Source organism: Paenibacillus sp. FSL R7-0297, from assembly GCF_038009025.1.
Taxonomy (GTDB): Bacteria; Bacillota; Bacilli; order Paenibacillales; family Paenibacillaceae; genus Paenibacillus_AQ.
This window is the reverse complement of sequence record NZ_JBBPAQ010000001.1, coordinates 3,066,686-3,081,235: the sequence shown is the minus strand read 5'-3', so window position 1 is coordinate 3,081,235 and position 14,550 is coordinate 3,066,686. Positions and strand designations below refer to the sequence as shown.

12 protein-coding genes are annotated in these 14,550 nt (G+C 49.3%); 3 read left to right on the top strand and 9 right to left on the bottom strand.

All coding sequences use genetic code 11. The features are described 5' to 3' along the window. Positions 1 to 579 (bottom strand): bifunctional pyr operon transcriptional regulator/uracil phosphoribosyltransferase PyrR, encoded by a 579-nt coding sequence (gene pyrR / locus MKZ24_RS13465; RefSeq protein WP_042243170.1) that lies wholly within the window; start codon positions 577 to 579, stop codon positions 1 to 3. 79 nt (positions 580 to 658) lie between these two features. On the opposite strand from pyrR, the gene MKZ24_RS13460 reads away from it, so the two are divergent. Then, positions 659 to 961, top strand: coding sequence for a hypothetical protein (locus MKZ24_RS13460; protein WP_340783680.1), 303 nt, complete (start codon positions 659 to 661; stop codon positions 959 to 961). Between the two features lie 173 nt (positions 962 to 1,134). Here the strand turns inward: MKZ24_RS13460 and MKZ24_RS13455 are convergent, their stop codons facing one another. Then, the gene (locus MKZ24_RS13455; protein ID WP_340790159.1) at positions 1,135 to 1,947 is read right to left on the bottom strand and encodes an inositol monophosphatase family protein; all 813 of its coding nucleotides are present in this window, start codon (positions 1,945 to 1,947) and stop codon (positions 1,135 to 1,137) included. A gap of 281 nt (positions 1,948 to 2,228) precedes the next feature. On the opposite strand from MKZ24_RS13455, the gene MKZ24_RS13450 reads away from it, so the two are divergent. Then, the gene (locus MKZ24_RS13450; RefSeq protein ID WP_340783677.1) at positions 2,229 to 2,792 is read left to right on the top strand and encodes a GNAT family N-acetyltransferase; all 564 of its coding nucleotides are present in this window, start codon (positions 2,229 to 2,231) and stop codon (positions 2,790 to 2,792) included. A 397-nt stretch (positions 2,793 to 3,189) separates the two neighbouring features. Here the strand turns inward: MKZ24_RS13450 and MKZ24_RS13445 are convergent, their stop codons facing one another. The 3 genes from MKZ24_RS13445 to lspA all read right to left on the bottom strand — a co-directional run bounded on the left by MKZ24_RS13445 (position 3,190) and on the right by lspA (position 6,015). Further along, a complete protein-coding gene (locus MKZ24_RS13445) occupies positions 3,190 to 4,443 on the bottom strand; it encodes an LL-diaminopimelate aminotransferase (protein WP_042238477.1) in 1,254 nt (417 codons plus the stop codon). Between the two features lie 100 nt (positions 4,444 to 4,543). Next, positions 4,544 to 5,515, bottom strand: coding sequence for an RluA family pseudouridine synthase (locus MKZ24_RS13440; protein ID WP_039304352.1), 972 nt, complete (start codon positions 5,513 to 5,515; stop codon positions 4,544 to 4,546). Then, on the bottom strand, positions 5,512 to 6,015 hold the full coding sequence (gene lspA, locus MKZ24_RS13435) for a signal peptidase II (protein ID WP_042243176.1): 504 nt from the start codon (positions 6,013 to 6,015) through the stop codon (positions 5,512 to 5,514). The genes MKZ24_RS13440 and lspA overlap by 4 nt, the downstream gene beginning before the upstream one ends. 256 nt (positions 6,016 to 6,271) lie before the next feature. Between lspA and MKZ24_RS13430 the strand changes: the two genes are divergently transcribed. Next, positions 6,272 to 7,000, top strand: a complete 729-nt coding sequence (locus tag MKZ24_RS13430) for a TraR/DksA C4-type zinc finger protein (protein ID WP_042238479.1) — start codon at positions 6,272 to 6,274, stop codon at positions 6,998 to 7,000. 33 nt (positions 7,001 to 7,033) lie between these two features. Here MKZ24_RS13430 and MKZ24_RS13425 read toward each other — a convergent pair whose 3' ends face one another. From MKZ24_RS13425 to MKZ24_RS13410, 4 genes are all read right to left on the bottom strand, one after another. Further along, entirely contained in the window at positions 7,034 to 7,336 is a 303-nt protein-coding gene (locus MKZ24_RS13425) for a DUF5665 domain-containing protein (protein ID WP_156123494.1), read from the bottom strand. Positions 7,337 to 7,729: 393 nt separating this feature from the next. Next, positions 7,730 to 10,822, bottom strand: a complete 3,093-nt coding sequence (ileS, locus tag MKZ24_RS13420; protein WP_340783672.1) for an isoleucine--tRNA ligase — start codon at positions 10,820 to 10,822, stop codon at positions 7,730 to 7,732. Between the two features lie 1,126 nt (positions 10,823 to 11,948). Then, the gene (locus MKZ24_RS13415; RefSeq protein ID WP_042238486.1) at positions 11,949 to 12,962 is read right to left on the bottom strand and encodes a sugar phosphate nucleotidyltransferase; all 1,014 of its coding nucleotides are present in this window, start codon (positions 12,960 to 12,962) and stop codon (positions 11,949 to 11,951) included. A gap of 358 nt (positions 12,963 to 13,320) precedes the next feature. Next, complete coding sequence (locus MKZ24_RS13410; protein WP_052416662.1) at positions 13,321 to 14,535, bottom strand: glycosyltransferase family 2 protein; 1,215 nt, start codon at positions 14,533 to 14,535, stop codon at positions 13,321 to 13,323. Positions 14,536 to 14,550 lie beyond the last annotated feature (15 nt).

Here is a 14,550-nt window from a genome sequence, read left to right as displayed (position 1 = left end):
TTATCGTTCCTCCCGGTTTGAAATAATGTACACTTCGTCCTTGCCGTCGAATTCGGTCAGTGACACTTCAATCTGCTCATGCCTGGAGGTGGGTACGTTCTTGCCAATATAGTCAGGGCGGATCGGAAGTTCCCGGTGTCCGCGGTCAGCCAGTACAGCAAGCTGGATCATCCGCGGCCGTCCGCAATCCATCAGCGCATCCATCGCTGCCCGGATCGTTCTGCCGGTGTACAGCACATCGTCGAACAGAATCACTTTCTTGTCCTGGATGCCGCTGCTGCCCGGGGGCAGGATCAGATTGCTGTTGACCACAGCCTTGTCCATCGACTCCCTGTTGTCGCCGCCTTCGCGGTCATCGCGGTAATGCGTGATATCCAGCTCACCGTAAGGTATATCCACGCCTTCAATCTCCTTGATGCGCTCCGCAATCCGCTGGGCCAGATAAATCCCTCTCGTACGGATGCCGACCAGCAGACAATTCTCAATACCCTTGTTCTTCTCCAAAATCTCATGTGCAATGCGTGACAGTGCCCGGCGAATCGCCGTTTCGTCCATAATGACATTTTTTTCAGTAACCATCATCGTGCCATCCTCCTGCTTGATCGCCTGCTCAAGTTCCCGGATAAACAAAAAACTCCTTGCCCGAAACAGGCAAGGAGTGAAATCCGCAGATTCAAAAAGATGGCGTGTCCGCGCGCATAAAAAGGCCCTCCGTACTTATACGGATTCCTGCTTCCATGTTCGCGAACCTCGATTCACGTTACCTTGCCAGCCTCACGGGACTGATTTAAAGGCGCATATTCAACTAAAGGGAATTATGACAGAAGAAAAGGGTGGTGTCAAACTTTCTGCAAGATTTGTTTTGGTGAAGGGCGCGGCTGCGGTGATTTTGGACTTCCGGCCGCTGTTATGTTTGGATTTCCTGATTATTACCGCCGCCGCGGTAGAAATCCAAACATAAAGGCGGACGCTCCGCTCCTTCCAGTTCCAAAATCCCCTCCGCCGCTTCCACCTAAACAGGGTGAAAGATTCCACCCCACCCCGAGTTGGGTGGGGCAGGAAAGGCGGTACTATAGCGCTGCGCTGATAGTGCATACTCGGAACTAAAGCTATGCTGAAAAGCGAATGAACCTTTTATTCAGATTCCTTCCGCAATAATGTCAAGAGATCATCGAAGATTCCGGGTGTAGCGAATACGGCCTCTTCACCATTGAGTTCATTAGGGATGTGATCAGGCACCATATGTACATTGCAACTTAATGCTCCCGCCTCCCGTGCAATCAAGCCTGCGGCGGCTACGTCCCACGGTGAAAGACTTTCCGTATGCGCATCTAATTTACCGGACGCCACATAACAAATGTCTACTGTTGGTGCGGCAAAACGCCTAATGTCGCGGCAGTTCCTTCTGAGTCGGTTCACTCTTTCGATTGCTGGCTCCACTTTTGCTGGATCATGCGGAAAACCTGTGCCTATGACAGCATCTAGCAGCGAAGTACATGTACGAATTTGTAAACGCTCACCATTGCAATAAGAGCCTTCTCCTTTAATCCCAACATAAGTACAGTGCAAATCTGGCGCATATACTGCTCCTGCCAGCACTACGCCATCAAGGGCAAAAGCCAATGAAACGCCGTAATGCGGCAGGTTGCGAGCAAAATTAACTGTTCCATCTAAGGGATCAATTACCCAAACCGGACCGTCAAACTTGAAATTATCCCAGTTATGTACTCCATTTTCCTCAGAAAGAATTCGATGACCTTGAAATTTATCCATTATGGCTTCTTGAATGATTTTTTCCGATAACCAATCAGCGGATGTCACAAGTTCACCATAATCCTTGTAATTCACTTCAATTTTTTCCCGGATGCGCAATTTGGAAATTCTGTCACCCGCTTTTGTTACAGCCTGCTCTGCAAACAACGCTAATTCACGAAGGTCGAACTTCATTTCGTTCACATTCCTCCTTATAGTGCGTTTCTTTTATGTAATTTCTTAGTTACAGTGTTGATTATGGTATCTGCTTAATATGGAATCATCAACTATTTGAGAGACAACTTGATGACTCGGTTGCTTCAATTTAATCATACCTTCAAAAAATAATCATTGCGTAAATTCACAGAATTATCCAGCTTATAAAAAATTCGTGAAATGATTGAACTATCCTGCCCGCTGGCATATTTTCGTTCCCGCCCCGCCTCTGCTATGATAAAAATGGAGGCGAACAGATCATGGACCTGGAGTTTATTACAGTAGATAAATGGGATGAACAGCTCTGGAAGCAGATGGAGCCGGTGTACCGGGAGGCTTTCCCGAGCGGCGCTAAGTCAAAAGGGATTCTCCGCAGTATGCTGGAGCGGAAGATTGCTTATCTACATGCGGGACTTGATCAGCAGGGGCAGGTTGTCGCTATGGCCGTTACTGGGGTCGTGGGAAAGACTGACGATAAGGTACTGATCATAGATTACTTGGCGGTCGATAAGGAGCTGCGCGGGGCGGATATGGGAACCTGGTTCCTCGTACAGATCAGGGACTGGGCTGTTCAAGAACACAACGTACGGGGAATCATCATCGAAGCTGAATCCGGAACCTCGGATACACACAAGGAGCGCATTCATTTCTGGGAGCGGAACGGATTCGTCCTGACCTCCTATGTCCACCAGTATGTCTGGGTGCCCGAGCCTTATCAGGCGATGCTGCTGCCACTGGATGGTAGCGGAAATGTACCGGACGATGGCGAAGCGCTATTCCGTTATATTAATGCCTTTCACAGCAAGGCCTACCGGAAAGGTTAGGCTGCTGTTCCAGGTCAGCCGTGAGTTTCCGGCTGGCTTATCTTTATATTCGAGGCTGCTAACTCCACCTTACTCTCACCGTCACATGCATACTGTCCCCCCCTGTTACCGGCCTGTCCAAGTAATGTTGCACATTTTACAGGATTTTTGCTCCGTAAATGCATCATTGGGTTTAATGTTGTATTTTTTACAGCATTTAGTATGAATATGCACTTACCTCTGAAGCGGATTGTTGTAAAAAGTGCAGGATTTGCGCTTTCAGTGCCTGTTTCGTCTGAGTAAAGTTGCAGTTTGTAACATTTGACCAGACCGAAGTGGATAGTGAGGCTCGGGAGCGATCGGCTGCCATAATAAAAAGCCGCCGCAGATTCCTCTGCAGCGGTCTCATCAACCAAACTTAAAATTCGAATTCAACGTCGCTAAGGCGTCTTTGAATTTCAGAAATCACACGCTTCTCATCTTCTTCACCTTTGGCGACGAAAGTCACGGAGAAACGCACGAACGCGCCGGCATCATCCCAAGGCACGGTGGAGATCAGCTTCTCGCGGATCAGGAACTGCGAGAAGTCCTCGCCGGATTCGAAGCGGCGTCCGCCTTTGACACCTTTTGGAGCAGCTACATACAGGAAGAAGGACCCCTTCGGTTTCTCTGCCTTGAAGCCCAGGCTGTTCAGTGCATCCACCAGCATGTTGTGGCGGCGGGAGTATTTGGCAGCAATCGCTTCGGTAATCTCTGGATGAGACAGACCGTATGCGGCAGCTTTTTGAATCGCGATGAATTGGCCGGAGTCATTGTTGTCCTTCACATCACTGAAAGCCTTAACGATCAGCGGGTTGCCGGCAACGAAACCGATTCTCCAGCCGGTCATATTGTAGGACTTGGACAGGGAGTGCAGCTCCACGCCGACATCCTTGGCCCCAGGTACGGACAGGAAGCTCAGCGGCTTCACGCCATCATACGTCAGTGCTGCATAAGGAGCGTCATGGATAACAACTACATCGTATTTCTTCGCCCAGGCTACTACTTCGCTGAAAAATTCAGGAGTTGCGCTTGCGCCTGTAGGATTGTTCGGATAGTTCAGGTAGAGCAGCTTCGCCTTGTGTGCTACATCCTCCGGAATGGAGTTCAGGTCAGGCAGGAAGTTATTCTCCTTCTTAAGCTCAACGGAGAATACTTGTCCGCCCAAATACTTGGTGTGGGTGCCCAGCACCGGATAACCCGGAACGGTCATGATCGTGATGTCGCCCGGATTAATGAAGACGGACGGCATCATCGCCAGCGCAGGCTTCGAACCGATGGAATGTACGATTTCATTTACCGGGTCGATGCCGTCTACCTGGAACACTTCCTTCAGATAAACAGCAGCAGCCGCTTTGAATTCAGGAATCCCGTTGTCAGAATATCCGCGGTTTTCTTCTTTGGCAGCTTCAAGGGCAAGTCTTGCCACAATGCCTTCATCCGCCATTTCGTCCGGCTCACCGACGCCCATGTCGATCAATTCAATGTTAGGAAAATCCTGCTTCGCCGATGCTTTGGCGCGTTTGATTTTCTCGAATTTGTAGATGGAAGTGTCCTTGCCATATCCGGCGCCGCCGATGCGGTCCGCAAAATTAGTCTGAATGAATGTATCCTGATAGTGTTCAATACTCATAATCTTCGTCTCATCTCCTGGCTTTTGTTGTGAATCCATGATCTAAATATGAAGCAAAGCTGCCTTAGAAGCCATGGACTTATAATCTATTCATTTGTACTTATCTGCTGCGCAGTGTGTACAGCACTTCTTCCATATCTGCCGGAAGCGGCGCGCTGAATTCCTTATACTCTCCTGTGGCAGGATGCACAAATCCCAGTACAGCAGCATGCAGAGCCTGTCCAGTCATCGTCGTACCTTTGCTGCGTCCATAGATTGGATCGCCGACCAGCGGATGGCCGATGAACTTCATATGCACACGGATCTGATGCGTCCGTCCGGTCTCCAGCTGCAGCTCAAGCAGCGTACAGTCGCCGAACCGCTCAAGCACCGTAAAATGCGTCACAGAACGTTTGCTGTTCTTCTCAGTGACCATATACAGCTTACGGTCATGCGGATCACGGCCGATTGGGGCATCTACTGTGCCTTTATCATGAGACAGATTGCCATGCACCACTGCGATGTAGCGGCGGGTTACACTGTGCTCCTTCAGTTGGGCGGCAAGTGAAGCATGACTGGCGTCATTCTTAGCAGCCATAATCAGACCGGAGGTATCCTTGTCGATACGGTGCACAATGCCCGGACGAATCTCGCCGTTAATACCTGACAGGTCCTTGCAATGATACATCAGCGCATTGACCAGGGTGCCTGAGGGATGTCCTACTGCCGGATGCACCACCATACCGCGCGGCTTATTCACCACGATAACATCGCTGTCTTCATATACAACCTCAAGCGGGATATTCTCCGCAATTAAATCCGTAACTTCGGCTTCCGGCACCGTAACAGCCACCTTATCGCCTTCATACAGCTTGTAGTTTGCTTTGACAGGCGCGCCGTTCACCGTCACATGTCCGCCGCTGATCCACAGCTGAACCTGCGAGCGGGAAACCTCTTCTTCCCAAGACTCCGTAATGTACTTATCAATCCGTTCCCGGGCATTCTCCGCGGCAACCATCCATTCGGTGACGTCTCTTTCTTCTTCGAGGGCGCCAGACACCGCCTGCTCATTGACGTCTTTATTCAAAATCATTCATTCCCTTCTTTGACTTCCTGTGACTCCTTAACTTCGGTGACTTCCTGCTCGCCTTTCACATCCAGCAGCGTATCAAGAATGATCAGGGCTACCCCTACCACGATGCAGGAATCGGCTACGTTGAAGATCGGGAAGGTATAGCTGCCGAAATTGAACATCAGGAAATCCACAACTTCACCGTTCAGAATCCGGTCGATGAAGTTTCCGATGGCTCCTCCAAGCACCAGAGACAACGCCGTAGGCAGCAATTTGCGGGTCTTCCGGGCCTTGTTCAGATACCAGACGATACCGGCAACAACTATAACCGTAATTACAATGAAGAACCACTGTTGTCCTTCAAGAATTCCGAAAGCGGCTCCACGATTGCGGTGGGACGTGATAATGAAGAAATCCTTTATAACCGGAATCTGCTCTGCGATCTCCAGCCGGGTAGCAATCAGATATTTGGTACCCTGGTCAATCAAAAATACAATTAGCGCAATCAGAAAGTACACCACAGAAGTTGTCACTCCGTTCTTATTTTTCCCGCGGTCCGCGGTACGAATACTGTATAAAGACTTGTATATTGTAGCACAGGCCTCAAGATACAGTCCATTGCATGGCACTCTAAACCCTCCAAAGTACGGGTACTATTTTCCATCGCTAAAAAAGGGCCCCTGCGGCCAAGCTATACAAGCGGAAACGGCTTTGCCCTCCTTAATAAAGACGGAACCGTTTCAGCGAGGATTAAGCCACCGAAAGGAGCTCACAGCAATGAGCCATCTGACATCAACCCAGCTCTCCGGGCTGCGCGCATTACTGCTACAGCAGCAGGAGGACATCAAGCACAGGCTGCAAAATAATGAGCATTACGGACTGCAGGAAGCTATGCGCGATACTACCGGAGAGCTGTCCGAGATCGACAACCATCCCGGCGATGCCGCCACCGAGCTATATAACCGTTCCATGGATATTTCCCTGCTGGAGCGGGACGAGCATGAGCTGGACGATATCGAAGCGGCGCTGCGGGCGATGGATGAAGGCACCTATGGCATTTGTATAGCCAGCGGCGAACCGATTCCTTATGAACGTCTGGCCGCGATTCCATCCACCCGCTACACCAAAGAGCATGCACCACGCCAGAGCGCTCCGTTTACACGCCCGGTGGAGGAGGAGCTGTTGTCACCACCTTTTGGACGGACCAGCCTGGATGAGCGGGAGGACCAGAACGGCTTCGACGGGGAGGATGCCTGGCAGATTGTAGAGAGCTGGGGCAATTCCGATTCCCCTGCCATGGCCGAAGGCAACAACATCAGCTCCTACAATGATATGGAGATCGAAGCGGACGAAACCGAAGGCTTCGTGGAGCCGTGGGAGAATTTCGTCGCTACCGACATTACGGGAAATCATCTAACCATCATCAAAGGCAACAGCTACCGCCATTACATGGACGACGGGGAAGGTGACTACCTGCTGGACCCGCTCAAAAAAGAAAGGGAGTAGCCCCGTGCTGCTCTTTTTTAATTTGGACCCGGGTCAGAAGGTCTTCAGCTCCAGCTGATGCTGCACGATCCGCACAATGTCCGCAATATAGTCCCCGATAATCGGCAGATTCAATGCCCCAAGCACCTGAAGCACATAAATAATCGTCGCCGCAAAAAAAGTAAACCCGAGCGCAATCCCCAGCCCCCGGGCTACTCCGGAAAAAATATTCAGCCATATCAGCCGGAACGGCGAATGCAGCAGCTCCGTATATTCTGCAATCCGCGATTTCTCCATCTGCTGGGCCAGCTGGGTGGTCATCCGGTACAGCGCGTTCAGCTTTTCCTCCTGCGGCAGATCCGCCGGATCACCGGCTGCTGCGAGCGCGGCTGCAGGCTTTTGAGAAGAAAATGGTGTCTGTATACGCTCCCCGGAATGCAGGAATTGGCGCTTCTCCTCCGGTACTTTACCGGTATCCATGCTGCTGTCTACTCCCGAGGTCTGAATTGAAATTCTGCCCGGCCCTTCCGGCCTCTCCGGCTTCCCGCCCTCCGTATCTCCATCTTTCCATCCGCCCATGCCTCGGCACCTCCCTCGAATCTCTATGACCCGCAAAGCAAACGAGCCCGGTTAAAGAGACTTCTCTCTTTAAGCACGGGGCTCGTCATTTTGCATTCTAACCCATAGAATCTTTTCTTTGCAGCTAGTATATGCCATATAGGGACAAGTGATGCAGGGTGCAGGTTTTACTTAAGCGCCGATATGAATTCCGATGCTCTTGCCGCCGGCATCCACAGTTTCATAGGTATAGTCTCCGTCAAAATCAACCGTAGTCACCAGTACATTCTCGCGCAGTATATGCTCGAATGCGGTAACCGCAGCCTTCAGCTCGTCATCCACATGCAGCGTAAGAGCAATCCGTTTGTCGATCGGCAGATCCAGACGTTTACGGTAATCCTGCACGGCACGGACCACCTCGCGTACCCAGCCTTCCTGCACCAGCTCCGGTGTGATTTCGGTGTTCAGCGCCACCGTCAGTCCATAACCGGAAGCCGAGGCAAAACCCGGTTTGGCCTGCTTCTCGACCAGCAGCTCCTCGGATGTGATCTGCAGCTCTTCCCCGTCCGGCGATACAATGGCGAGTCCGCCGTCCTGTACGGTTTTGCGGGTAGCGTCACTGTCCATGGCTTTGAGGAAGCCCTGCAGGAAGCCAACGTTCTTGCCGTATTTCTTGCCTGCGACCTTCAGATTCAGCTTCAGGGTGAAGTCTACAAAGCCGCTGTCGCTGTGCTCGATCACAATATGCTTCACATTGATTTCGTCTTTGATCAGCTCTTCATAATCTGCCACATTGAAGTTATCGTCAATCGAGGCGATCAGCTCAGACAAAGGCTGGCGGGTCTTGATGCCGCTCTCGTTTCGCACGTTGCGTGCCAGCTCCACGATCCCTCTGGCGCTCTCCATATCCTTTTCCAGTGCAAGATCGATCAGGCTTTCATCGGCTACCGGATAATCTGCGAGATGCACACTTTCTCCTCCGCCCAGGTTCGTAAAGATATCCTCGGACAGCATCGGTGTGAAAGGTGCCATCAGCGTAGCTGTGGTCAGCAGTACATGCGTAAGTGTGCGGTATGCATCCAGCTTCTCTTCGCCCAGCCCGCTGCCCCAGAACCGGTCACGGGAACGGCGGATGTACCAGTTGCTCAGCTCATCCACGAAATTCTCAATTGCTTTGGACGTATTCACGAAATCGTTAACGGCAAGACCTTTATCCACCAGCAGGATCAGGCTGTTCAATCGGGACAGAATCCAGCGGTCGAGCTTATGCCGAGGCAGCTTGAACGGGTGATCCGCAGGATCGTAGCCGTCGATACCAGCATACAACGTCAGGAAGGCATGCGTGTTAACCAGCGTATCCACAACCTTGGACTTCGTCTCTCCCACCAGACCGCGCGAGAACCGTTTGTTGTTCCATGGCGCACTGTCGGACAGAATGGCCCAGCGGAACGCGTCGGTGCCGTATTCGTTCATGATCTCCCAAGGGTCGATGACATTGCCTTTGGATTTGGACATCTTCTGGCCGTTCTCATCGAAAATATGACCGTGGGCGATTACCGCTTTGTAAGGCGCTTTGCCCGTGAACAGCGTCGATACGGCAAGCAGGCTGTAGAACCAGCCGCGTGTCTGGTCAATCCCTTCACAGATCATATCTGCCGGATACTGGTCTGCGAATCTGTCCTCATTCTCAAACGGATAGTGACTCTGGGCGAACGGCATCGAGCCGCTGTCGAACCATACGTCGATGACTTCCGGTGTGCGCACCATTACGCCGCCTTCACTGAAGGGACTCCGCAGCTTGATGTTGTCCACATACGGCTTATGCAGCTCGATATCCTCTGCTACTTCGCCGATCGCCATCGATCTTAGTTCAGCGATACTATGCGGTGCGAATTCCTTGCCGGTGTCCTGGCAGACCCAGACATTCAGCGGCGTGCCCCAGTAGCGGTTACGGCTGATATTCCAGTCCACCAGCTCCTCCAGGAACTTGCCGAAGCGGCCTTCACGCACATGGTCCGGATACCAGTTCACACTGTTATTGTTGGCGATCAGCTGATCCTTGATCGCTGTCGTCTGGATGAACCAGCTGTCTGTTGCATAATAGAGCAGCGGAGTATCGCAGCGCCAGCAGAACGGATAGCTGTGCTCGTATTTTTCTTTACTGTAGAGCAGTCCACGTTCGGACAATACCTTCACGATATCGAGGTCGACGTCTTTGACGAACCGTCCGGCAAAATCGCTCACTACACCGGTATATTTACCGGAGGTATCCACCACGTTGACGAAGCTGATGCCATTCTCGCGGCAGCTCTTGTAGTCATCTTCACCATGTGCCGGAGCCATATGCACGATCCCGGTACCGCTGGAATCTGTAACAAACGATGCGCCTACGATCACATTATGCTTCTCTGCCTTAATATAATCGAACGGCGGAGTGTAGCTCTGGCCGATAAAGTCCGCACCTGTATGGGTGGACAGGATCGTATACTCGCCTTTGAGCACCTCATCCACGAGATTCTTGGCCAGTACATATACGCCGTCTTCCTGCTGGGCACGCACATATTCCATATTCGGGTTCATTGCCAGCGCCATATGCGCCGGTAGTGTCCAAGGCGTGGTCGTCCAGGCCAGCACATAATCGCCGCTGCCGTCCAGCTTGAACTTAGCTGTAGCACTCAGATCCTTGACTGTCTTGTAGCCCTGCGCCACTTCATGGGAGCTCAGTGTCGTCTGACAGCTCGGGCAGTACGGGCTGACGCGGTGTCCGCGGTACATTAAGCCTTTGTCATGTACTGTAGCGAGGATATTCCACACACTCTCGATGTAGGTGTTATCCAGCGTAACGTAAGGGTTATCCAGGTCCGTCCAGTAGCCGATCGCTTCGGTGAACTCACGCCACTGCTTCTCATAGCCGAATACACTTTCCTTACATTCCTTGATGAACTTCTCCACGCCGTATTCTTCAATATCCTGTTTGCCGGAGATTCCAAGCTTCTTCTGCACACCGAGTTCAACCGGCAGGCCGTGGGTATCCCAGCCCGCTTTGCGGATCACACGGAAGCCTTTCATCGTCTGGTAACGTCCAACGAAGTCCTTGATGACCCGGCCCAGCACATGCCCGATATGCGGCACGCCGTTCGCCGTCGGAGGTCCTTCATAGAACACATAGTTCGGGCTTCCCTCGCGGTTCTCCATGGATCTGCGGAACGTATTCTCGTCGCTCCATTTCTTCAATATCCGGACATCTCTGGCCCGTGCTTTTTCTTTGACATCTACTTTATGCATGATGGTCAATCCTTCCGTTTAGTCTTTAAACCTTATTCGGATTTCATCCGAGCCTTCTTTAAAAGCTTTCAAACCTATCAAAACCTTTCAAAGCTTTTCGATCCCTCCCAAACCCTCCCTTCGCCAAGGGAGGGCCCCAAGGGCTCCGCCCTCTGGACACCCGGAAAGTTTGTCGATCTCCAGGGGAAAGGGGTTTGGTAAGTTAATTTTGTTGTAATGCCCGCTTACGCCGCAAGCGGCACGCTCTACCTCAAGCTACCGGCCCGGGGTCTGTCGGTGTAGTTGAGGCCCCGCAGGCGTACCCGTCAGGGCAGCCTAAGAAGGGCCGCGCCCTCCGCCGCAGTAATCCTTCCCCTTCCGCCATCGTCACTCCCCATTCGGAGCACTTGTTGCAGGTGTCTAGAGGGCGGCCAGCCCTTGGGGTCCCCCTTGGAAAGGGGGATTTAGGGGGATGTAAACACAAATGAGCGCCATCCCGCCCCCACAGGGGCGAGACAGCGCTCGCGATACCACCCTAATTCTGCACCTCACGCACATCCTTAAGGGGAGTGTATTCAGTACAATCTCAGTTCCGCATGCAGAAATGCCACACGGGTCCGGGATAACGTCCGGCAGACGGCATAGCTTACACACGTATGCATATACGCTTCAGCTTAGCTTCTAGGGGAGGATCTTCCGGCAAGGCGTGAACGATCGGCTCGCAGCAAACACCGACTCTCTGGAGAACGTTACCTTATCGTACTTGTCCCGTCATCGAAGTTCTGTTCAATGGGATATATGCTATAGTTATAGACTTTTTCGATCAAATTGTCAAGATTCACTATAATAACTGCTCCCAGCTTTTCAAATCTTTTTTCATTGGTTTTCCCAAAAGCAGGTCATAGTATTTCGGAGCTAAGCCATGCACAATGTGCACATTGATCGATTGCTGGGTATTGTAAAAGACTGATGCAAGAACAACACCCGCATGTTCCGTATAACTCCTTCCTTTATTCTTAATCGTCAAAACCAGCTCAATTATTTCTCAAGGACCACCTACCCTTAAAAGGTATGTTTACCCTGGTGACTGGAGTGGACTATTTCCTAGTACGTATTCTATTTATTTTGAATCGTTCTGCAAGTCAGCTTAGATTCTTGTGACCGTCGCATGATCGCCTAGGATATGACGGGCTGGCTGCTCCTGAATTTCTTGTTCAGCCAGATGAACATATGATCCAAAAACACTTCCCTCCGCATGAATATGGGACAATTTAACCTGATCGGTCAAAATGCTATTGGTCAGAATGCTATCTTCAACCACGCAATTCGGACCAATATACACATAAGGCCCAATTACACTGTTCGTTACGCTTGCGGTCGGATCAACCCTAACTGGAGGAATCCATAGAACAGACCTGTGAATGCAGGATGGATCCGCAAAGTTCTGTGTATCTCGATCCATCTTGTAGCGGTTCGCTTCAAGCCAGCGTTCGTGGGTCCCGATATCAAAAAACGCTGCGGTCGTTATGCTGTACGCAACATGCCCGCCCTCTGAAATTAACATTTGGATGGCATCCGTCATCTCGTATTCTCCTCGCGGGGAAGGCACTAGCCTGTCTATTACCGCCCAGATAGCTGCAGTAAGAGCATACACGCCGACAATAGCCAAATTGGATTTGGGATAGCGGGGCTTCTCTTCCAGATTGACAATTTGCCCATCATTAATGACGGCAACTCCAAATTGACCAGGTTCCTTAACCTGCTGAAGCAGTATCGACGCCGCAGCCTTATCTGCGTCCAGTGATCGGATTAATGGCTTTATATCACCCTCATACAAATTATCGCCAAGCATCAATAAAAAAATGGAATCCTCCACAAAAGGCCGCGCGCTTTTGACCGCATCCGCCAGTCCCTTAGCTTCTTTTTGCAGCAGAAAGGTTAAAGAGGCGTTCCACCGCTCCCCATCCCCAATCATTTCCCGGATCTCTCCTTGAGAAGGGTTCACTACGACTCCAATATCGGAAATTCCGGCCGCAACAAGTTTTTTTATAATTGAGACAAGAATATACTCCCCGTTAACAGGCAGCATGCACTTTGGTTTGGTATAAGTCGAAGGCTGCAGTCTCGTCCCCCGGCCGGCGCACAAGATTAGTCCTTTCATAAACGTCCCCCTACTCATTAAATTAGCAAACTGCGAGACTTGGTGCAAATGATATATATATATATTTTATGCACAAACTATGAAAGAGCTTGGGTACATATTAAGCAGCAATAACCTATTAAACTTTGATCCGGAAGGCATATGCCTTATGCAAATCAGGGGAACAATCGGGCTGCAAGCAGAAAAAAGCCCCAACATCCATATGTACATGGATATTGAGGGCATACCAAGGGGCTTCTTCGTACTTTGCTTTCTTTCGGATCCAATACCATCCCTGTTGAAATAATCATCGGCTTTCCTTTTGATGTGACCTTTCTTAATAAAGGGATATCATTATTTTCGAAGGGTTTCTAAAAATTCAATGTTTTTCTACGGTATAATAAACATCTTTAATATGGTCATAATTTGCTGCAATTTGCCGTAAAGTATCATTAGCTTTTAAATCAGCGGCAATTACGGTATCAAAATGCTGACTAATTCGAATCAATTCACTTTTATTTTCGTAAAATATAAAATGAACTGCTTGATGTGGATATATTTTTGTAAGATATTCTTTAAAATGAAAAGGTACAGCCAATTTTAGAAGTATATTATCTTTATACATTCTTTTGGTTTCTTTTATCATCGTTTCAAGATCGCTATTTTTTTCCGGATCAGAGCAGAAAAGCAAAATAGCCCTATTGTAATCATACATACAACTGCTATTAGTTAGCGCTAGATCAATTTCTTCCCTTATTCTTGCAAGTTCAATGTTATTTTTTATTTCAGTGTAATGATGTTTAACAATTGTTGGTGTATGTTTTTCCCGTAGAAGTCTCCCTGCATTTTTCCTTTTCTCGTTTTTTTCTTCAGTAATATAACTTTTGGATTTATAATGATAAATATAGCAATCATCGGCAACCTTTAGTTTAAACCCTGCATTGACTGCCCGAATACAATAATCATCCTCTCCCCCATAGCAAGGAAAGTTTATTTCATCCTGATCACCTATTTTTTCAATGACGGAACGGTTAATCATATAACAAAACCCATTCACTTGATTAACAACCGGAAATATTTTTTTTGATTGTTGTTCTATAAAATATGCCATTTGTTCAATGGTTAGCTCTTTACCGCCTAATTTCTCTAATTCGTTTACCGTGCCTCCATTTCCATTAACATCCTTAGGTACTGACTGATAGCTGGCCGAATTGGATAAAGGTCCAACAATCCCTGTACTGCTTTCAGATTCCATACAATCCATCAGTTTTTCTAACCAATGAATAGATACAATTGTGTCACTATTTAATAACACACAATATTTTGATGTAGACAATTTCAGTCCTTGATTTGATGCAATTGTGTAATCAGTCTTTGAGTGATTAGTTTTTAATTTACAATCATATTTATTTGCGAAAGAAGCTAAATAGTCTTTTGTTTCTTTTTCACTCCCACTATCCACAATAATTAAATTGAATGGAATGGTTTTTTTGGCTATCAAGGATTCTAAGCACAATTTGACATACTCCAACGCGTTATATACGCAGACTATTACATCTATAGTATGAGATCTGTTTAAATTACCACTTTCCAATAATCTCACCTCTAC